The 19,283-nt window shown below is 34.3% G+C and carries 15 protein-coding genes and 1 pseudogene; 9 read left to right on the top strand and 7 right to left on the bottom strand.

Going from position 1 to position 19,283, the window contains the following annotated elements; genetic code table 11:
* Nucleotides 1-65 precede the first annotated feature (65 nt).
* From HZC47_00115 to HZC47_00095, 5 genes and pseudogenes are all read right to left on the bottom strand, one after another.
* A complete protein-coding gene (locus HZC47_00115; protein ID MBI5679293.1) occupies nucleotides 66-2,051 on the bottom strand; it encodes a CoB--CoM heterodisulfide reductase iron-sulfur subunit A family protein in 1,986 nt (661 codons plus the stop codon).
* A 299-nt stretch (nucleotides 2,052-2,350) separates the two neighbouring features.
* Nucleotides 2,351-3,258, bottom strand: a pseudogene (locus tag HZC47_00110) (AEC family transporter).
* 88 nt (nucleotides 3,259-3,346) lie between these two features.
* Complete coding sequence (locus HZC47_00105; GenBank protein ID MBI5679292.1) at nucleotides 3,347-3,826, bottom strand: DUF308 domain-containing protein; 480 nt, start codon at nucleotides 3,824-3,826, stop codon at nucleotides 3,347-3,349.
* Nucleotides 3,827-4,108: 282 nt separating this feature from the next.
* Nucleotides 4,109-5,044 (bottom strand): DNA repair and recombination protein RadA, encoded by a 936-nt coding sequence (gene radA, locus HZC47_00100; protein MBI5679291.1) that lies wholly within the window; start codon nucleotides 5,042-5,044, stop codon nucleotides 4,109-4,111.
* Nucleotides 5,045-5,137: 93 nt separating this feature from the next.
* On the bottom strand, nucleotides 5,138-7,519 hold the full coding sequence (locus tag HZC47_00095; GenBank protein ID MBI5679290.1) for a replication protein A: 2,382 nt from the start codon (nucleotides 7,517-7,519) through the stop codon (nucleotides 5,138-5,140).
* Between the two features lie 236 nt (nucleotides 7,520-7,755).
* Between HZC47_00095 and HZC47_00090 the strand changes: the two genes are divergently transcribed.
* The 7 genes from HZC47_00090 to HZC47_00060 all read left to right on the top strand — a co-directional run bounded on the left by HZC47_00090 (nucleotide 7,756) and on the right by HZC47_00060 (nucleotide 14,174).
* Complete coding sequence (locus HZC47_00090; protein MBI5679289.1) at nucleotides 7,756-8,181, top strand: MarR family transcriptional regulator; 426 nt, start codon at nucleotides 7,756-7,758, stop codon at nucleotides 8,179-8,181.
* A 131-nt stretch (nucleotides 8,182-8,312) separates the two neighbouring features.
* Nucleotides 8,313-9,572: a 3-isopropylmalate dehydratase large subunit gene (locus HZC47_00085; protein ID MBI5679288.1), complete on the top strand. Its 1,260-nt coding sequence runs from the start codon at nucleotides 8,313-8,315 to the stop codon at nucleotides 9,570-9,572.
* An 11-nt stretch (nucleotides 9,573-9,583) separates the two neighbouring features.
* Nucleotides 9,584-10,084: a 3-isopropylmalate dehydratase small subunit gene (locus HZC47_00080; protein ID MBI5679287.1), complete on the top strand. Its 501-nt coding sequence runs from the start codon at nucleotides 9,584-9,586 to the stop codon at nucleotides 10,082-10,084.
* Nucleotides 10,085-10,173: 89 nt separating this feature from the next.
* Nucleotides 10,174-11,163 carry an NAD-dependent isocitrate dehydrogenase gene (locus HZC47_00075; protein ID MBI5679286.1) on the top strand — a complete coding sequence of 330 codons (990 nt, stop codon included), beginning with the start codon at nucleotides 10,174-10,176 and terminating at the stop codon, nucleotides 11,161-11,163.
* Nucleotides 11,164-11,215: 52 nt separating this feature from the next.
* On the top strand, nucleotides 11,216-12,421 hold the full coding sequence (locus HZC47_00070; protein MBI5679285.1) for a cysteine desulfurase: 1,206 nt from the start codon (nucleotides 11,216-11,218) through the stop codon (nucleotides 12,419-12,421).
* Between the two features lie 300 nt (nucleotides 12,422-12,721).
* Nucleotides 12,722-13,132, top strand: coding sequence for a 6,7-dimethyl-8-ribityllumazine synthase (locus HZC47_00065; protein ID MBI5679284.1), 411 nt, complete (start codon nucleotides 12,722-12,724; stop codon nucleotides 13,130-13,132).
* 109 nt (nucleotides 13,133-13,241) lie between these two features.
* Nucleotides 13,242-14,174, top strand: coding sequence for a DUF1743 domain-containing protein (locus tag HZC47_00060; protein ID MBI5679283.1), 933 nt, complete (start codon nucleotides 13,242-13,244; stop codon nucleotides 14,172-14,174).
* Nucleotides 14,175-14,292: 118 nt separating this feature from the next.
* Here the strand turns inward: HZC47_00060 and HZC47_00055 are convergent, their stop codons facing one another.
* Nucleotides 14,293-16,020: a glycosyltransferase gene (locus HZC47_00055; protein ID MBI5679282.1), complete on the bottom strand. Its 1,728-nt coding sequence runs from the start codon at nucleotides 16,018-16,020 to the stop codon at nucleotides 14,293-14,295.
* A gap of 124 nt (nucleotides 16,021-16,144) precedes the next feature.
* Here HZC47_00055 and purE point away from each other — a divergent pair, with 124 nt between their 5' ends.
* Together purE and HZC47_00045 are read left to right on the top strand one after the other, a co-directional pair.
* Nucleotides 16,145-17,173 carry a 5-(carboxyamino)imidazole ribonucleotide mutase gene (purE, locus tag HZC47_00050; protein MBI5679281.1) on the top strand — a complete coding sequence of 343 codons (1,029 nt, stop codon included), beginning with the start codon at nucleotides 16,145-16,147 and terminating at the stop codon, nucleotides 17,171-17,173.
* Nucleotides 17,174-17,359: 186 nt separating this feature from the next.
* On the top strand, nucleotides 17,360-18,667 hold the full coding sequence (locus HZC47_00045) for a UbiD family decarboxylase (protein ID MBI5679280.1): 1,308 nt from the start codon (nucleotides 17,360-17,362) through the stop codon (nucleotides 18,665-18,667).
* On the opposite strand, the gene HZC47_00040 is transcribed toward HZC47_00045, so the two are convergent.
* The gene (locus HZC47_00040; GenBank protein MBI5679279.1) at nucleotides 18,630-19,046 is read right to left on the bottom strand and encodes a hypothetical protein; all 417 of its coding nucleotides are present in this window, start codon (nucleotides 19,044-19,046) and stop codon (nucleotides 18,630-18,632) included. The two genes, HZC47_00045 and HZC47_00040, sit on opposite strands and share 38 nt — an antisense overlap.
* Nucleotides 19,047-19,283: the final 237 nt, after the last annotated feature.

Raw genomic sequence — 19,283 nt, 5'->3', positions numbered from 1 at the left:
ATTTAAGGTTTAATATTTAAAATAAAAGAGTTTAAGGGATTAAATCCCTCAATAAATTGTCTTATTTATTTTGATGCTGGTTCGTTTAATGCAGCTTCAATTTGAGCCATAATTTGCTCTGTTTTGAAGTGCTGCTGATCCATTGCTCCTGATGGACATGCTGCAACACATGTTCCACATCCGTGACAGAGAGCTATGTTAACAGCTGCCTGATCATCTTCTCTGGATAGAGCTCCGTATGGGCATAGTTCAATACAAACTGCACATCCACCACAGACATCTGTATCTGTTACTGCAACAATTGGTTCGATTTCTACTTCACCTTTAACCATAGGGATAGCTGCTCTTGCTGCTGCACCTGATGCTTGTGCTACAGAGTCAGGAATATCTTTTGGTCCTTGAGATACACCTGCAAGGTATACACCTTCAGTTAAGGTATCTACAGGTCTAAGTTTTGGGTGAGCTTCCATTAGGAACCCATCTGCACTTCTGGAGAGTCCGATGGTTTGTCTTAGTTCGTTAGCGCCTTCTGGCGGTACTAAACCTGCTGCGAGTACAACCATATCATAGTCGTATTCAGTTACTTTACCAAGTAAGCTGTCTTCGCTTCTGACGGTTAATGTTTCGTCAGGGTTTTCTAAGACCATTCCTGGCCGTCCTCTTATGAACTTAATACCATATTTTTCTTGGGAACGTTTGTAGAACTCTTCAAATCCTTTACCGAATGCTCTTATATCCATGTAGTAGATTGCAACATCGCAGTCAGGCATTTTGTCCTTAGCAAGTTGAGCGTTCTTCATGGAGTGCATACAGCAAACCCTGGAACAGTACTCGTTTCCTACTTTCTCGTCCCTTGAACCTACACATAAGACGAAAGCAATACTTTTTGGTTTTTGACCGTCAGATGGTTTTAAGATTTTACCTTCTGTTGGACCAGATGCGTTGATCTGTCTTTCAATCTCTAAACCGGTAATGACGTTTGTGTAGTCACCGTATCCGTATTCCATTTTTTCAGTTGCATCGAACTGGTCGTAACCAGTTGCAACAATGATTGTACCTACGTCGATTTCAACATCTTCAGGTTCTTGGTCGTGTTGAACTGCTCCTCTTTCACATATCTGGTCACAAAGGTTACATTCTATACAGTAATCTTTGTCAATTGTAGCGAGAAGAGGTACTGCTTGTGGGAATGGAATGTATGCTGCTTTAACCATTCCAATTCCTTCATCGAAGTAGTTTGGAATTTCTATTGGGCAGACATCTACACATGATCCGCATCCTACACATAAATCTTCATCTATGTATCTTGGTTTTCTTTCAATGGTTACTTTGAAGTTACCGATGTATCCTTCTACATCTTTAACTTCAGAATAGGATAATAACTCAATATTTTCGTGTTTACCTGCATCCACCATTTTAGGTGCGAGAATACACATGGAACAGTCGAGAGTTGGGAATGTTTTATCTAACTGGGCCATTCTTCCACCGATAGTAGGCTGTTTTTCCACTAAGTAAGTTTTGAATCCCATATCAGCTAAATCAAGTGCTGATTGAATACCTGCAACTCCTCCACCAATAACAAGTGCTTTGTTTTCCACGCTAACTGTTTCAGCGATTAGAGGTTCCAGTAATCTTGCTTTTGCAACTGCCATTCTTGTTAAGTCTTTTGCCTTTTCAGTTGCTGGTCCAGGTTCGTTCATGTGAACCCATGAATCGTGTTCCCTTATGTTTGCAAATTCAAATAAAAATGGGTTTAATCCTGCTTCTCTAATACATCTTCTAAATGTAGGTTCGTGGAGCCTTGGTGAACAAGCTGCCACTACAACTCTGTTTATACCCTTCTCTTTAATGTCCTTTTGAATCATTTCTTGACCAGGGTCGGAACAGAAGTATTTGTATTCTTCTGATACAACAACATTTGGAAGTGTAGCTGCATATTCTTTAACTGCGTCTATGTCTACAACACCACCGATGTTGATACCACAGTGACACACGTAAACTCCAATTTTTGGTTCTTCAGTAGTTTCTTGATTTTCTTTTTTTTCTGCCATTAGATCACCTTTCTGAATAATGATTTTCATGTATATGATGTAGGGTCTATCCACACAACATAAATAAAGTTTTCTATTTATTTTTTTATACAAAGTATATATATGAGAACATGAAGTTGTATTCTCTTTCAGGATATATAAAAATTAAAAATTAAAGTATTTCATGTTCATTTTTTTTAATCAGGCTTTTAATTCACTGAATTTCTTATTTATATCTTTTTAATTAGCTGTACTTATTTTTTAAGACCATCTAATCATCGAATGGCATCTAATCTTTGATTAATATTATTTTAAGAGGGTCATGTTATAAATAACAGTATTAGGGGAATTGTAGCCATACTGATTACAGTGCTTAAAAATATGCATGCAGCTGCAGTTTTAATGTCTAGATCATAGGTAATTGCTAGGACCAGGCTGAACATTGCTGAGGGCATCCCTGCTTCAATTATTGTAACCTGTTTTTCAAGGCCACTTTTATTCCTAAAATCCCTACAATCAAAAAAGCTACTAAAGGTGCTAAAATTAATTTGATTGTTGATACTGAAAATGCTGCGCCAATATTTTCTTTAATGCCTTTAAATTCAAGTGATAATCCTAAGGATATCATTATAAGAGGTATGGCTGCTCCGCTAATGTAGTTAAGAGTATTGGCAGTTATTAAACCTATTTCTAAGTTTAGAAAGTTGAATATTAATCCAAGGGCAACCGCCCAAATTGGAGGGAATATTAAAGCTCTTTTAAGGATTGTTGAGTATTTCCCGCTGTAAATCAGCAAAAAGAAAACTCCAAAACTTATAAATAGTAACATTGAGCCAAGATCATAAAAAATGGCTCTGATAAGTCCATCTCCACCAAAAACACCCAGTACAATTGGATATCCCATGAAACCTGAATTGAACATAGATAATGCTGTTATAATGCTCCAACGAGTTTTTTCAGGGTATTTCTTAATTTTAGAGAAAATGTAAGCGATTAAACCGCAAATTATTCCTACAGCTAAGCATACCAGTGGAATTGGTGCTATTTTAGGAAGAACAGATATATCTACATTGTACATTGCCAGAAATATGAGTGAAGGTATGGCAATGTTTATAACAATCTTGTTTAATGCCATTGCATCTTCTGCCTTTAAAACACGGATTCTTTTAAGTGCATAGCCAATGATAATCATTATTATAATAGGAATTATCGTTTCAATGGAATTTATAAAATATTTCCTTATATTGATTAGAAAACAAAAAATTAAGTATAATTAACTAATGAATAAAAAAGAAGTTTGTTGGAGTTATTTTTTTTTATTCTTTTTCAAATAACATCAGTATTCCCATTATTAAAAGCCATAGGCCGATTAATATTCCTAAATATTGAGGATTTGCTATTAAAGAACCTACTAATATGTATATTATACCTAAAATTAGAGGTACAAGTCCATACCATCTGTTTCCAACAGTTTTAGAGATCACTGCTATTAAACCGGTTATAATTAAGAAAATACCAGCTAAATAAACTATTAGTGATGCTACAAAGCTAAATAATCCAGGGTTAAATACGAATCCTATACCTAAAATAAGGGCGATTATTCCCAATACTATTTCAGCTATGCCCATAGTTGCACTTATACTCATGTCGGTTATACCAGCTAATAGGAGCCCTATACCTAAAAAGAGCACAATAAAACCAGTTATCAAACTAAGTGGAATTACTCCTATAAGTGGAAATGAGATTACTATTAAACCGAGAATTATAAAAATTAATGCGCTTCCCATTTTTTGCATAAAATCACTCCTTTATTTTTCCAACAAACTCCCTATTGATTCTAATATTATATTTGCTACAAGTATAAATATATTTTTAGTTATTTGTATCAATTGAAAGGTTAAATTAAGTAAAATAGCTTCAATATTAAGCCAGTAAAACTCTTAATTTTATTAATTTAAATATAATTTAGAGAATAGGTGAAATCTGGTTATAATAGGTTTTAATCCTTAAAAAGAAGAAAAAATTTAAAAAAAATAGCATGATTAATTCATGCTTTTAATATTATTAATTAGATTTATTTAATCCACTACACCTTCAGTTACAATCTTAAAGACAGCTTCTCCTTCAGGTAAATGAGGACTGTCTACAAGTCTTGCAATTCTCTTTCCAGCAAGTCCTTTTTTAAGCCATACTCTGTATGTTGCAGCATGACCAAGAACGTGACCACCAATAGCTTTGGTCGGACTTCCAAAGAAAGCATCAGGTCTGGATTGCACTTGATTGGTAACAAAAACAGCTACATTGTAGGTGTTTGCAATATTTTGGAGAGTGTGAAGATGTTGATTTAGTTTTTGTTGTCTTGTTGCAAGTGATTCTCTTCCTACATATTCTGCTCTAAAGTGAGCGGTTAGGGAATCTACAATTAACAGTCTTATATTTGTTCCACTTTGAATGAGTTCGTTAACTTTGTCCGCCATGAGTATTTGATGGTTTGAGTTGAAAGCCCTTGCAATATGTATTTTTTGCAATACTTCTTCATGATCAAGTTCAAATCCAGTGGCAATTTGTTCTATCCTTTCTGGTCTAAATGTGTTTTCTGTATCTATAAATACACATTCTCCGTCAAGACCTCCTTTTTCTTCGGGGAGCTGGACTGTAACTGCTAGTTCGTGAGATATTTGGCTTTTTCCAGAACCAAATTCACCAAAAACTTCTGTTATAGATTGTGTTTCAATCCCACCGCCGATAAGTTCGTCAACAGAGCTACTTCCACAGGTTATCCGCCCTACATCTTTCCTCCGCTCCATCACATCATATGCGGTTTCAAAATCAATAGATTCAGCTTTTCGTGCTGCTTCAATAACTTTTTCAGCTACTCCTTCACCAATTTCAGCTTTTACACTGAGTTCTTTGGCAGTTGATGTTGCAAGCCTCATCATGTCTGCAAATCCGGCATCTCTAAGTTTTTGAGCAGTTTTTTCTCCAACATTTGGTAAATCTTCTAATTCGACCATTTTGATTCTCCTTAGTGTTTATAAATATCAATTCATTAAATAAAGGTTATTTATGATAAATGAGTATTAATTCGTTGATTTATCACTTATAACTTATAATTCTACTTTAGCTATTTTTTTGGCGATTAGCCGTACTTCTTCATTGTATTCATCGAAGTTTGCATCTGCAATTACTGTAATATCGCTTCCAATCAAATCTTCAACCTTTTCTGCAAGAGATCCTTCATCAGCAGTCTTTGCAATCACTTCATTTGCCTCTTCAGTGGTCATTCCAATTAATTCTTCTGCAAGTTTCCTGAAGAATGTTGTCCTGACGGTTCCAGTATCATCTTCAATTACACATGGAAGTATCATTAAATAATTTGGTTTTTCAATTTCTTCGCCGCAGAAATCACAAATAAATGCATCATCCACATATTCAACTCGTTTATTACAATTTGGACACATTTCATAGAGTATTCTGTCTCCGTATGCTTCAATAATCTTTCCACTTACTTTGACGTTTTTATCAGTTTCCTCAAGTTCTTCAATTTTCCGAGTTTTGTATATGGAGTCTTCAATCTCCTCAAGTGATGGGATTTTTTCAATATCTTCTGATTTTGGCTTTATTACAATTGTAGCTCTTCCAACACTTAATTCAACACTGTCATTTCTGAAACGAGGCATCGCATTTTTTATCCATATGGCATCGCCTCTGTTTAATCCCATTTCCGCTTTTTCATCCCAGAAGGATGCTCTAACAGCACCAGTACCATCAGCTATCTCTACAGATCTTACCATTCCCATGGTTCCATTGGTCCTCTGGAATTCATTTACATCATAGAGATTAATGACACGTCCTATAATACTTGTTTCGTCCTTTTCACTCTTTATATTCTTTAAATCACCGATTTTAACAGGTTTATACATATTTTCTTCAAGTTTATCGATGGAAGGAAGATTTTGAGCTTCATCTTCTTTCATTTTTATTACTCGCACTGTTTTACCAATGCTAAGCTCCACGGTATCATTTCTGAATCTGGTTTTTGCATTTTCTATTTTTACAAGGTCGCCTCTGTTTAATCCAAGCTCTGCTTTTTCGTCCCACAATGATGCTCTAACAGTTCCTGTGTCATCAGCAATTTTAACAGATCTTACAATCCCTACAGTTCCATCGGCCCTCTGGAATTCATTAGCATCATACAGTTCCATTATTCTGCCGAAAATATCTATTTCTTCCCCTTCATCTTCGATTTTATGTAAATCATCAATTTTAATAGGTTCTAACTCTTTTTTATGTTCTTCTAGTATTTTTTTTAAACCTACATCTTCTTCAGGATTTATGGCTATTTTACTGCTCCATCCGGTATTTACCCTATAACCTGTCTCTGCGTAGTCATCGAACTCTATATTTCCGCCAGTTATCTTTATGATATCTCCTTTGTTGATTTCGAGCTTTGTATCGTCGTTCCATAGGGTTATTTTTATTGATCCAGTATCATCTGAAATTACAATTGATTTTACAGCTCCAGGGCTGCCATCGGAGCGTTCAAATGTTATAGGATCCTGTACTTTGCTTACAACGCCAAGCATGGTGACATTTTTCATTTCATGTGCGTCACCAATTTTAATAATCTCTTCTTTATGTTCTGGAACGTCAAATTTGTCTTTTATTATTCTTCCAATCCATGAATGAGTTAAATTAACTTCATCATTACGTACACGGCTTTGTGCACCTAATATTTTTACAGAATCTCCTTCTTTTAGCTTTAATTCGTCAACAATCTCCACATCTTTGTTCCATAAAGTTAAAGATATGGAACCGGTATCATCTTTCAAATCAAGGGTAATGAACTTGCCTTCTTTTCCGTTACTGTTGTAACTTCTTATTCTTGAGATTCTAACTACTCTGGCAATTACATTAACTTGCATTTCGCCTTTAATGCTTTCTATTTTGGTTATTTTTTCTTCATATTCTGGGAAATTATCTGAATCGCTGTCTTCAAGTTTTTCAATGGTAGATCTATTTTGGAGATGCGCTTCTTCGCTTCGGTATCCATCTTTTATCTCTACACCGTTTATTTTGACTATATCTCCTTCATTGATTTTTTTAAGTAATTTAATATTTTCTGTCCATAAAACTGCTCTAATTTCTCCAGTATCATCTGAAATCAGGAGATTTGCAACTTTGCCTTCTTTTCCTTTCTTTGTTGTGAATGATTTCACATTAGAAATCCTTGTTATTCTTCCGACTATGCTTATATCTTGTAAACCTGTTTCTAAATCTTTTATTTTACGTAATTCGTCATCTTTTGTAATAGGAACATTTTTTTCGTCAATATACTCTCCTACAATCATTCTTGCAATATCCAGCTCATCCATAAAGCTTACATCTGCGTAATCTTTCTTCATTTCTTCTATTCTTTTTAAGAAATCATCATATGCGATTTTATCGCTGATCCGTTGATATTCGCTTTTTATATCATTTTCTGTCATTTCAGTTCCCTCACCAAAATATCTCTATTCGATAGTCTATTAAATTATCTATTTTGATATAATTACATACACTATTTTATATTACTGTGTATAATTATTTTTATTACTTATGCTTTTTAATTGATTTATTCCATAAAAATTTTTCGTTAATTGAGATAACTATTTATAATAGTTAGTTAGATACAACTACATAATTAATTTGTCAAAGTTTTATATGTAGGGTGGAGATCGAGGGTATGAACAGAGAGCTTGAATTAGTAGAATCAATGGATAAATTAAGTGAATTAACCAGAGATTTCCAAAAACAACTTTTAAGAGGGGATTTAAAAGAGTATACACTGAGAAAGTTATATTACATAGAATTAATAAATAAAAATAAAGGTATCAATGTTTCTGAGTTATCAAAAGTCCTGAATGTTAAAAAATCCACGGTATCAGTAGCAATTAACCAGTTAATAGATGATGGAATAGTAATGAAGACACAGTCACAAACCGATAAACGATTTTATTCACTTCAACTCACATCTAAGGGCGATTTTATTCTAAATAAACATATGGAAATACATAAAAATACAATTAAAAAGATTTTAGAGATTTTAAACGAAGAAGAGGTTGATATTTTTATTAAAATTGTAAATAAAATCAATGCTTTGAAATTATAAAAAAATGAAATTGAAAAAAATGTTAGAATTTATAAATTTGAACTATTTGGAATTATTTCATGCATTATTGGTTCTTAAAATAGTAATTTAAAAAAAATGATTTAAAATATTTAAAATTGGAGAGTAATCAAATGGAAATGACAATGGCAGAGAAACTACTGGCAAAAGCCTCTGGTAAAAAAGAAGTTGGGGCTGGAGAAATAGTCATGGCAAATATAGATGTTGCAATGACACATGATCTTACAGGGCCTCTGTCTGTAGAATCTTTTGAGAAGATAGGAGTTCCAGAAGTCTGGGGTCCTGAAAAAATTGTGATAGTTTTTGACCATCAAGTACCTGCAGACTCTCTTGAAGCAGCTGGAAATCACAGTATAATGAGAAAATTTGTTAAAGAACAAGGAATAACCAATTTTTACGACGTTAGAGAAGGAGTATGCCACCAAGTTTTACCAGAAAAAGGTCATGTAGTTCCAGGAGAAATTATAGTTGGAACAGACTCCCACACATGTACTCATGGTGCATTAGGTGCATTTTCAACAGGTATTGGATCAACTGACATGTCTATGGTGTTTGCAACAGGTAAACTATGGTTTAAAGTTCCTGAAACAATAAAATTCAATATAGAAGGTACATTAGGAAGTCATGTATATGCAAAAGATGTTATACTCAATATAATAGGACGAATTGGTGCAGATGGTGCAACATACAAAGCATGTGAATTTGGAGGAGAAACAGTAACTGAAATGTCAGTATCTGACAGAATGGTAATCTGTAACATGGCTATAGAAATGGGCGGTAAAACAGGACTTGTTGAACCTGACCAAAAGACCCTTAACTATGTTAATACAAGATCAAACAAATCATTCGAAGTAATTAAAGGAGATATGGATGCACTATCTCTTGAAATTATGGATATTAATGTCAATGATCTTGAACCTCAAATTGCATGTCCTCACAATGTAGACAATGTAAAAGGTATTTCAGATGTTGAAGGAACACCTATTGACCAGGTTTTCCTTGGATCATGCACAAATGGACGAATACAGGATTTAAGAGATGCTGCAAAAATTCTTAAAGGAAAAAATGTTTCAGACAGCATAAGAATGCTTGTAATACCTGCTTCACGTGAAGTTTACACAAAAGCATTAAATGAAGGGTTAATGAACATATTTGTAGATGCTGGAGCACTTGTCTGCAATCCTTGCTGTGGACCATGTCTTGGAGGACATGTAGGACTTATAGGACCTGGAGAAGTAAGTTTATCTACTTCTAACAGGAATTTTAAAGGAAGACAGGGCAGTGCGGAAGGAGAAGTTTATTTAAGCTCTGCAGCAGTTGCAGCAGCATCTGCAATTACAGGAAAAATAGAGGATCCAAGAAATATAAAATAAGTGGTGCTATTATGAAAGGAAAAACATGGAAATTTGGCAACGATATTGATACTGATCTTATCCTTCCTGGAAGATACCTGGTATTAAGAGATCCCAAAGACCTTGCAGAACATTTAATGGAAGGTGCAGACCCTGAATTTCCAAAAAAAGTTAAAAATGGAGATTTAATAGTTGGAGGCACAAATTTTGGCTGTGGTTCATCAAGAGAACACGCACCAATTGCAATTAAAGGTGCAGGTGTTTCTGCAGTAATTGCAGAATCATTTGCAAGAATATTCTACAGAAATGCAGTAAATATTGGTCTTCCACTTATAGAAATCAAAAACATCTCTAAACATGTGTCTGAAGGAGATGAAATTGAAATAGATATGGAAAAAGGTATTTTAATGAATTTAAATACTGGCGAAGAGTTTGAAATCAAAGGACTGCCAGATTTCATGCTTGAAATCCTTAATGAAGGAGGATTAATTCCATATCTAAAAGGCCATATCGATGAAATAAAAGAAAAATAACTAACTGAAATTAACATTTAATAAAATTAAAAGAAAAATAAACAGTGTTCCCCTACATTGTTTAAATTTATAGGAAAATAGGTGTTTTTATGTATAAAATAGCAGTAATACCCGGCGACGGTATAGGAAAAGAAGTAATGGAAGCCACATTACATATTTTAGAAGCAATAGACGTTGAATTTGATTACACATTTGCAGATGCAGGAGATGAATACCAAGAAGTATCAGGAATTGCTCTGCCACAAGAAACCATTGATATAGTAAAAAATTCCCAGGCATGTTTATTTGGAGCTGCCGGAGAATCCGCAGCAGACGTTATTGTAAAATTAAGGCAGGAGTTGGATCTTTATGTTAATTTAAGGCCTGTTAAGTCTTATCCTGGTACTAAGAGTCTTCATGATGATTTGGATTTTGTTATTGTGAGGGAGAATACTGAGGGGCTTTATATTGGTATTGAGGAGGAAACTGAAGATGGAGCTACTGCTTTAAGGGTTATAACTCGGAAAGCGAGTGAGAGGATTTGTAAGTTTGCTTTTGATTATGCTAAAAAGACAGGTAGGAGTAAGGTTACTGCTGTTCATAAGGCTAATGTGCTTAAAAAGACTGATGGGCTTTTTCGCGATACTTTTTATGATGTAGCGGGAGATTACAGTGATATTGAGACTGATGATCGTTATGTGGATGCTACGGCCATGTTTTTCATCACTAATCCTCATATGTTCGATGTAATCGTAACCACAAACTTATTCGGAGATATACTCTCAGATGAAGGCGCAGGACTCGTAGGAGGACTAGGACTAATACCCTCAGCAAACATAGGAGAAAACACAGGTATATTTGAACCAGTACATGGATCAGCACCACGCCACGCCGGTAAAAATACAGCAAATCCTTCTGCTATGATTTTATCTGCAGTTTTAATGTTGGATTATATTGAAGAGCATGATGCAGCCCGTACCATTGAACATGCTTTAATAGAAGTTTTAAGCGAAAATAAAATTGTAACTAAGGACCTTGGTGGAAATGCATCCACAATGGAAATGGCCCGCGAAGTTAGAAACAAAATAGAAGAAAAATAATCATATATATGCAGTAAGTCCAGATAGAAAGTGAAAGTAGGAGAGAGGGGTCATGGAAAATGCAAATATCAACTTAAGGGCAGACATTCCATTACTTGAAGAGCTTATCTATTTGGACGCTGCAAGCACTACTCCCACCCCAGAACCCGTTTTACGTGCCATGCAGGATTATTATCGTCATTTTAATGCAAACATTGGAAGGGGCGCTTATAAAACTGCAGTTAAAGCAACCAACAAATTTGAAAATGCCCGGGAGAAAATCGCAAAATTCATAAATTCTAAACAAAACGAAGTTATATTCACAAAAAACACTACTGAAGCTATAAATCTGGTTTCAAACAGTTTGGAATTTAAAAAAGGCGATTCAATAATTGTTCCTAATATAGAACACCATTCTAATTTTATCCCATGGCTTAATTTAAAAGATAAGGGCATTAATTTAAAAATTATAAAAACAAATAAATATGGCGTGATAAATCCTGCAGATATTGAAAAAGCTGTAGATAAAACTACAAAACTTATTACTACTACTCATATTTCAAATTCCATAGGTTCATGCCAGCCAATTTATGAAATGGGAAATGTTGCAGAGGAAAATGATGTTTTATACATGGTTGATGCTGCTCAATCTGCAGGACACATGAAATTTGACGCAAAAAAAACTAAAGCAGATTTTATTGCATTTCCTGGCCATAAAGGATTACTGGGGCCAGTTGGAACCGGATTTTTGTATTGTAAAAATGAAGTTTTAGAACAGCTTAAACCAATGAATTTAGGTGGAGGAACCGTATCAAATGTAACTGAAAATGATTTCACCCTTGAACCTGCTCCTGCAAGATTTGAAGGCGGCACTCAAAATATAGCAGGTATTATTGGTCTTGGAGCTGCCGTAAATTACGTGGAAGATATTGGCATTGAAAAAATCGAAAAACATAGTGTCAAACTCACTAAATACATGTATGATCAAATTTGTGGTATAGATAACACTATTTGCTATGGTGATCGGGAAAATGTTCATGGAATAGTGGCTTTTAATATAGAAAACATGAATTCGCATGATGTTGCTAAAATATTGGATGAAATTAAAAATATTTGTGTTAGAAGCGGTTATCATTGTGCAATTCCAGCAATAAAGCATATTGGTGCAGATGCTCTTGGTGGAACAGTTAGAGCATCGATTCATTATTATAATACTAAAGAAGAAATACAGATACTTGCAGAAACTGTAGAAGAAATTTCTAAATTTGCTGGAGGTTAAGAAAACCGCAGGTTTTCTAAACCCCAAAATAGAAAACTTTCGAAAATCTAAGATTTTCGATGCCCCAAACGCAAAGCGTTTGAGGGATTTTGGAGGTTAATAATATGGACAGACCACAAGCTATAGCACTTTTTATAATTATTATAATGGCCTTAAGTGCAGTTGCAGCTGCCTTAGCACTTTTACTATAATGACGATACAATAGAAATATATGTAGGATGAACATAAAATTGAATTTAGAATATAAATACAATTTATGAATTCATGTGTAATGATAAAAGCTGATTTGGAGGTAAAATGATGGTAAAAGTTAGAATAGGGGCAGTAGTAGCGGAATTTAATTATGATATAACTCAAATGATGCTTGAACTTGCTAAAGAGCATGCAAAGTTTTTAGATTCTGAGATAACAAAGGTAATTACAGTACCTGGTGTTTTTGACATGCCTCTTGCAATAAAAAAACTTCTACAGGAAGAAGACATAGATGCAGTTATAACTCTTGGTGCAGTCATAGAAGGTGCAACATCCCACGATGAAATAGTTGTACAGCATGCATCACGTAAAATAGCAGATTTAGCCCTTGAATACGATAAACCTGTGGCACTTGGAATTTCAGGCCCTGGAATGACACGTTTAGAAGCTCATCAGCGTGTTGAATATGGAAAACGTGCTGTGGAAGCTGCTGTTAAAATGTGCGACAGATTAAAATAAATTTCTTTTTAACTTATTTTTTATTATCTAATTATTTTTAGAGATATATTGGATAAAATTAAAAGCTATATGCAATATTTAATTATACAATTTAAATCGGGATATTATTATGGAAACTTTAACTCCAAAAGACCTTAAAGAAAAATTTAAAGACCCCTGGATAGCTCCATACAAAAAAGTCATCACAATGGTAGATGGGGACATGGTGGAGCTTGTTGAATACCATCCCTGTGTTGCAGGCTCAGAATGGGTTGTTTATCAATATGAACACTCCAGTGACATTGTAGAAAAAGCAGAAAGAGATGGGAACAAACATACATTCCTTTTAAAAGCGGGAAAATCTGATTTTAATCTTAAAGCAAGTCTTCGGGCTGCAGGAATTGAAGAAGTCACTGTTGAAGGTGATGAAGTCAAAGTTGTACATGCAGGACTTGCAGGAGCGGGTGTAGGGGCGGCAATGTGCCGTGGAATGGCAGAAGGAGTAAAAAGAGTTGAATTGTATGATATTGGCGGTGGCTCAAAGGTTGGAAGAGCTGCAGTTGTAACTCCACAGCTTCAAAAAGTTGTAATCGGTATAGATGATACTGATACTAAAGAAGAAGGAGCTACATGGACATTAGCAAATAATGTGGGTATGGAACTTAGTAAAATGGGTTTTGAATATATAAATCACGTTATTGTGCAACTTTACCCGCATAATCCAAATAAAACTCAAAATTGTGTGGCAATAGCCCTTGTTTTTGCCGTAAAACCAGATGAACGGGAGAAACTTATAGAAGAAGCACGTAAAATGTTTAAAAAGCATACATTATCTCATAAAACATCAATGGCCATTTTAGATGGTATAAATGTCCCTGAAAAACTTAGAGAATATGCAATGTCTGCTAAAAAATCTATGATAACTCTTGAAGAAGCTGAAAAGGCTGGAGGAGAAATTGGAGTTGAATTTGTGGAAGTTACAGGTCCTCAGGGCAAAATAGGTGCTCTTGCAGCTCTTGGACTTTACAATGATATAAAAGAAGCTGTAAAAGTCTATTACTAACTATTTTATTAATATTTTTAACTTATATTTGATTGGAATCATTTTTAAAATTCCAATTCTTTATTAAAATCTCTTAAAAGCATGATTTTTCAAGTATTTTCAAAATATCAAATGCTAACTATTTTTTTAAAAGTAAATTTAAAAATTTACCTTCAGTTGATGTTGCAAATCTTGTATCTGTATCCATGGAACCTTCAATATCAATGGTTATTGTATATTTTCCCCAAGGTATGTTAACAACATTTTTAGAGTCATTTTTATTGATTTTAATGGTTTTATACTTAGCATTGTTAATATAAATGCTATACTCTCCATTTTCAAATATTCCATAGGTGGTTAACATTTTTTGCTTATTAACATAAACATTTACTATTCTGCCTTTTTCATTACTGGATTTTAGGAATATTCCTTCGTTTGCTTTGAAATTTTTGGTGTTGTTGAAAGTAGAGTCTATGGCAAGTGCTTTTTCAGCATAAAGGTCTTTAAATGTTCCTCGGATGTTGCTATCCCTTATAATATCTCCTGCATTTAAACTTAAATAGTTACGGGCATCATAGGGTATTCGAAGTATATTTTCTTCTCCAGCTCTTGTTGTGTTGATAGTGTACTTTTTTTTGTTTATGTAAATGGAATCTCCGTAATTAAACTCTAATGTACTCATAGCTTCTAAAGGCATTCGTATAATATTATATTCATTTTCAAGTGCACTGTCTACTGTATAAGGTCCTCTAACTTCGCTTCTAATGTTTGTAGGGTCTTTCCATATTATAAGATTACTTGAAGCAGGTTCTATGGATATTTTTCCAGGATCTACATGCACAGAACCTACTAAAGTGAAAATCATAGACACTAAAATCAAACCAGACACAATTATGGGAAAATGCATATAAAAAAGTGATTTTAAAGTTGGAAGCCTGTTATCTGCCTTTGAAAGAACTGTGGCTATTCTTTTTACAAGTTTTGCCATGTAATATAATGTCATAAATAACCCAATTAATACAAGAAGTGCGCCAATTAATGCAGGAATCTTATTAATAAAGAATATGGAAAAAAGACCTAATGATGTAAGTGAAAGCCCTAAGATGCACATTCTAATGTATTTTCCAAGAGTATCCATCATGGAAATTCTACCGTACTCCATTGCCCTGTCAACTATGGTTCTAACAACTTCATTAGCCATTTTATTTAATCCCTGGATAGAAGAATGGGAATGTTCAATTTCACCTATATCTACTTCTTTTATTCTCATCCCCCTTACATCTGCGTCCAGAACAATTCCCACGTCTACACCATAATCTTTTTCAAATTTTATCTTATTTAAAAAAGTTTTTTTAGCAGCAAATTGCCCACTTAATGGCTGATCAAACTTTAATTCCGGGAAAAAGAAGTTTAAAAGAGGTTTAGCAGTTAATTCGGTTACTCGTCCTGCTTTTCTTTTAAATTTTGTTTTGGTTATATCTGCTTTTCCATCTAATATGGGCTTGATAATTTTTTCTATCTGGCCTGAAGTTAAATTATACAAATCAGCATCTATAAAAGCAACTATGTCTCCTTTTGATAGTTTAAAACCGGTTTTTAATGCTGATCCTTTCCCTAAATTGGTAGCATGCCTTATAACAATTGCTCCTGACTTTTCTGCAACTTCTGCAGTGTTATCTAAAGATCCATCATCAACAACAATCACTTCATCAACGTAATTCAGGCTCTTTGAAGCATTAATAACCTTTTCAATAGTTTTTGACTCGTTGTATGCAGGGATTATGATAGAAACGGTCATTTTTCTATCTGATCCTCTATTTTTGATAGATGCTACTAATAAGACGAAAATTAGAATAATCCATGACAAAATGTACACCTCATGTTCTGATTAAATTTTATAAATAATGCAGACCATATTAGAAATATCTAAAAACATTATTTACTTTCTACATAATAAATTAATGCTATATAAACTGGAGTGAAAGTTTAAAATGAAACCAAGAGTCATGATATTAATTGGAAGCGCGTCTGATTTTGCCATAGTCGAGAAAGCTATAGACATTTTAGAAACATTGGAAATACCATATGATGTTAAAATTGCATCAGCGCATCGTACTCACGAAAAAGTAAAAAAAATAGTTATGAAAGCTACTGATGAAGGAATAGAAGTATTTATAGGTATTGCTGGGCTTTCAGCACATTTACCAGGTATGATAGCTGCAAATACATATAAACCTGTGGTGGGAGTTCCAGTAGACGTTAAATTAGGTGGGCTCGATGCTCTTTATGCTTCAGCACAGATGCCTTTTGGAGCACCTGTTGCAACTGTGGGAATTGACCGCGGTGAAAACGGTGCATTGCTTGCTGCACAAATAATTGGAATTCATGATGAAGATGTAAGAAAAAGGGTTTCATCAATGAGATCTTCCTTTTTTGGCAAAATTCAGAAGGATGAAGCTGCTTTGATAGGAAATATCAAAGGAGATTATTATTCTCCAACATCATATGATATTCCAGAAGATGAATTAAAAAACGAAGATTTATCCAAAGAATCTGCATCTGATGAATTGGAAGATATAGATGTGGCCATAATTGCGGGAAGTTACTCTGATATTAAAGTTGCAAAGAAAACCACTAACTTTTTCGATAAAATGGGTTTAGCATATGATTTCAGTGTTGTATCGCCGGTAAGACATCCTAAACGATTTGAAGAATATTTAAAGAGAGTTAAAAACGCTAAATTGTTTATAGCTATAACTGGATTATCATCTCATGTAACAGGAGCCATTGTGGCCTACACCGAAAAGCCAGTAATAGGAGTTCCATGCTCTATAAGGCTTGATGGAATGGATGCATTACTATCAATGGTTAACATGCCTCCTGGAGTGCCTGTTGCAACTTTAGGGATAGATAATGGGGGTAATGCAGCCATACTTGCTGGTGAAATGATGGGGTTGATGAATAAAGATATTGAAAGGGATATCAGAAGATTTAAAGGAAATATTAAGTGTGATCACTGATTACACTATTCATCATGTTTTGGGGATATAATGAAAAAAGAAAAAGAAAATCAGGGCGAAATATGCCATACAACCCATTGTGGATGCTCTGCAAACTATATATGGTTAGGAATTGCAGTTATTTTTATTGTAATGGCTGCGGCCATGATTTTTGGTAATTAAATTGTTATTGAGTTGGTGAATTATATGAGAGAGTTTCTAAATGGTCTTGAAAAGGAATCTAAAATAATAAGGATTCAAGAAGAAGTTTCAGTTAAATTTGAAGCTGCAAAAATATTAAGAAAGCATCCTAAAGACATAATAATCTTTGAAAATGTTAAAGAAAGCGATATGAAGATTATATCAGGTATATGTAACACCAGAGATAAAATAGCCCGTGGAATTTCAGTTACAGTGCCCGAAATCACAAAAAGAATAATGGAAGCAACAGAGAATCCAGTTCCCATTAAAAACTTTGAAAATGTTAAAGAAAACTACAGGACGCAAAAAAATCCTGATTTAAGCCAAATTCCAGTACCCACCTACTATAAAAAAGATGGTGGAGCATACATCACAGCAGGAGTTATAATAGCAAAAGACCCAGAAACAGGAATAAGAAACGCTTCAATTCATAGAATGCTTGTTTCAGGTAAAAACAAAATGGGAGTAAGAATTGTTCCAAGAAATCTTTATACTTACTATAAAAAAGCAGAAGAAATGGATAAACCACTGGAAGTGGCCATAGCAATAGGAATGCACCCTGCAACACTCCTTGCAACCACCACATCAGTCCCTATAATAACAGACGAGCTTGAAGTAGCTAATAACTTCCATGAAGGAAACATGAAGCTAATAAAATGTGAAAATGTGGATTTAGATGTGCCTGAAGCTGAAATAATAATGGAAGGTAAAATTTTCCCAAATGTAAGGGAATCTGAAGGGCCATTTGTAGATTTAACAGATACTTATGATGTTATAAGGGATGAACCAGTCATAGAGCTTGAAAAAATACATTACAAAGAGGATCCATATTATCATGCTATAATGCCTGCTGGATTTGAACACAGAATTTTACAGGGACTTCCACAGGAGCCAAGAATCTATAATGCAGTTTTAAACACCGTTCCCACAGTTCAAAATGTGGTTTTAACTGAGGGGGGCTGCTGCTGGCTTCACGCTGCAGTTTCCATAAAAAAACAGACACAAGGCGATGGAAAAAACGTTTTAATGGCAGCAATGTCTGCTCATCCATCACTAAAACATGCTATTGTTGTTGATGAAGATATTGACATTTTTAATCCTGAAGATATTGAATATGCAATAGCAACAAGAGTTAAAGGTGATGAAGATATCATGATTGTGCCTGGTGCCAGAGGTTCATCACTTGATCCGTGTGCAACACCAGATGGTACAACTACAAAGGTTGGAGTGGACGCAACCAAGCCTTTGGATAAAAAAGAGAATGAGGGGATTACTCTCATCTTCTGCTGTACATCCAGTAACCAGCGCCTATAATAATAATCACGATAATTATGCCTATTATTATCCATGTATTGTTGTTTGATGTTCCTGGAGCAGTTTGATTAGTTGCATTTGTTGTTGCATTTGCTGGATTGGTGTTATTACTTTTAGTGGAGTTGGTTTGAGTGGTAACTGCTTTTAATTCTGTTTTAGTAATTTTACCGGTTTGATCATTTACATATATGCTTCCAGTTCCTTTTCCCTGGCTATCTACAGTAGCTACCTTCCATGCGCCAAAACCCTCTGAAACATATTCCCATTGGAATGTAGGGTCTTCATCAGGCTTAAATTTATTACCTCCGGTCATACTGTCCCATTGTGATGGAGTAACCCATTTGGTACTTCCTGTTTGCCTATTTTTAATTTGTATCATTTGCGTCGCTGTTGTAACTTTGTAAGGTAAATTATGGGAATTTAGATAGTCTTGTGCTATAGATTTAGCTTGGTTTTCACCAATATTTGGCGCTGAATCGGCATAAACAAAGTTTAAGATTCCTATTACAAAAATTGCTATTAAAAGTAGTTTAAAAATATTTTTAAATTCTATTTTGATCCCCTCCGAATTGATATTTAATTTATTATTAAAACAGAGCTATAATAAATATTGTTA

The sequence above is a fragment of the Methanobacterium sp. genome, from assembly GCA_016222945.1.
Taxonomy (GTDB): domain Archaea; phylum Methanobacteriota; class Methanobacteria; order Methanobacteriales; family Methanobacteriaceae; genus Methanobacterium_D.
This window is presented reverse-complemented; position numbering and strand designations above follow the sequence as displayed.

Excerpts from the sequence above, each read along its gene's own strand:
- radA (MBI5679291.1), bottom strand. The coding sequence starts at position 5,044 with ATGGTCGAATTAGAAGATTTACCAAATGTTGGAGAAAAAACTGCTCAA.
- HZC47_00085 (MBI5679288.1), top strand. The coding sequence starts at position 8,313 with ATGGAAATGACAATGGCAGAGAAACTACTGGCAAAAGCCTCTGGTAAA.
- HZC47_00090 (MBI5679289.1), top strand. The coding sequence starts at position 7,756 with ATGAACAGAGAGCTTGAATTAGTAGAATCAATGGATAAATTAAGTGAA.
- HZC47_00040 (MBI5679279.1), bottom strand. The coding sequence starts at position 19,046 with ATGATACAAATTAAAAATAGGCAAACAGGAAGTACCAAATGGGTTACT.
- HZC47_00105 (MBI5679292.1), bottom strand. The coding sequence starts at position 3,826 with ATGCAAAAAATGGGAAGCGCATTAATTTTTATAATTCTCGGTTTAATA.
- HZC47_00075 (MBI5679286.1), top strand. The coding sequence starts at position 10,174 with ATGTATAAAATAGCAGTAATACCCGGCGACGGTATAGGAAAAGAAGTA.
- purE (MBI5679281.1), top strand. The coding sequence starts at position 16,145 with ATGAAACCAAGAGTCATGATATTAATTGGAAGCGCGTCTGATTTTGCC.
- HZC47_00045 (MBI5679280.1), top strand. The coding sequence starts at position 17,360 with ATGAGAGAGTTTCTAAATGGTCTTGAAAAGGAATCTAAAATAATAAGG.
- HZC47_00115 (MBI5679293.1), bottom strand. The coding sequence starts at position 2,051 with ATGGCAGAAAAAAAAGAAAATCAAGAAACTACTGAAGAACCAAAAATT.
- HZC47_00070 (MBI5679285.1), top strand. The coding sequence starts at position 11,216 with ATGGAAAATGCAAATATCAACTTAAGGGCAGACATTCCATTACTTGAA.
- HZC47_00095 (MBI5679290.1), bottom strand. The coding sequence starts at position 7,519 with ATGACAGAAAATGATATAAAAAGCGAATATCAACGGATCAGCGATAAA.
- HZC47_00065 (MBI5679284.1), top strand. The coding sequence starts at position 12,722 with ATGGTAAAAGTTAGAATAGGGGCAGTAGTAGCGGAATTTAATTATGAT.
- HZC47_00080 (MBI5679287.1), top strand. The coding sequence starts at position 9,584 with ATGAAAGGAAAAACATGGAAATTTGGCAACGATATTGATACTGATCTT.
- HZC47_00060 (MBI5679283.1), top strand. The coding sequence starts at position 13,242 with ATGGAAACTTTAACTCCAAAAGACCTTAAAGAAAAATTTAAAGACCCC.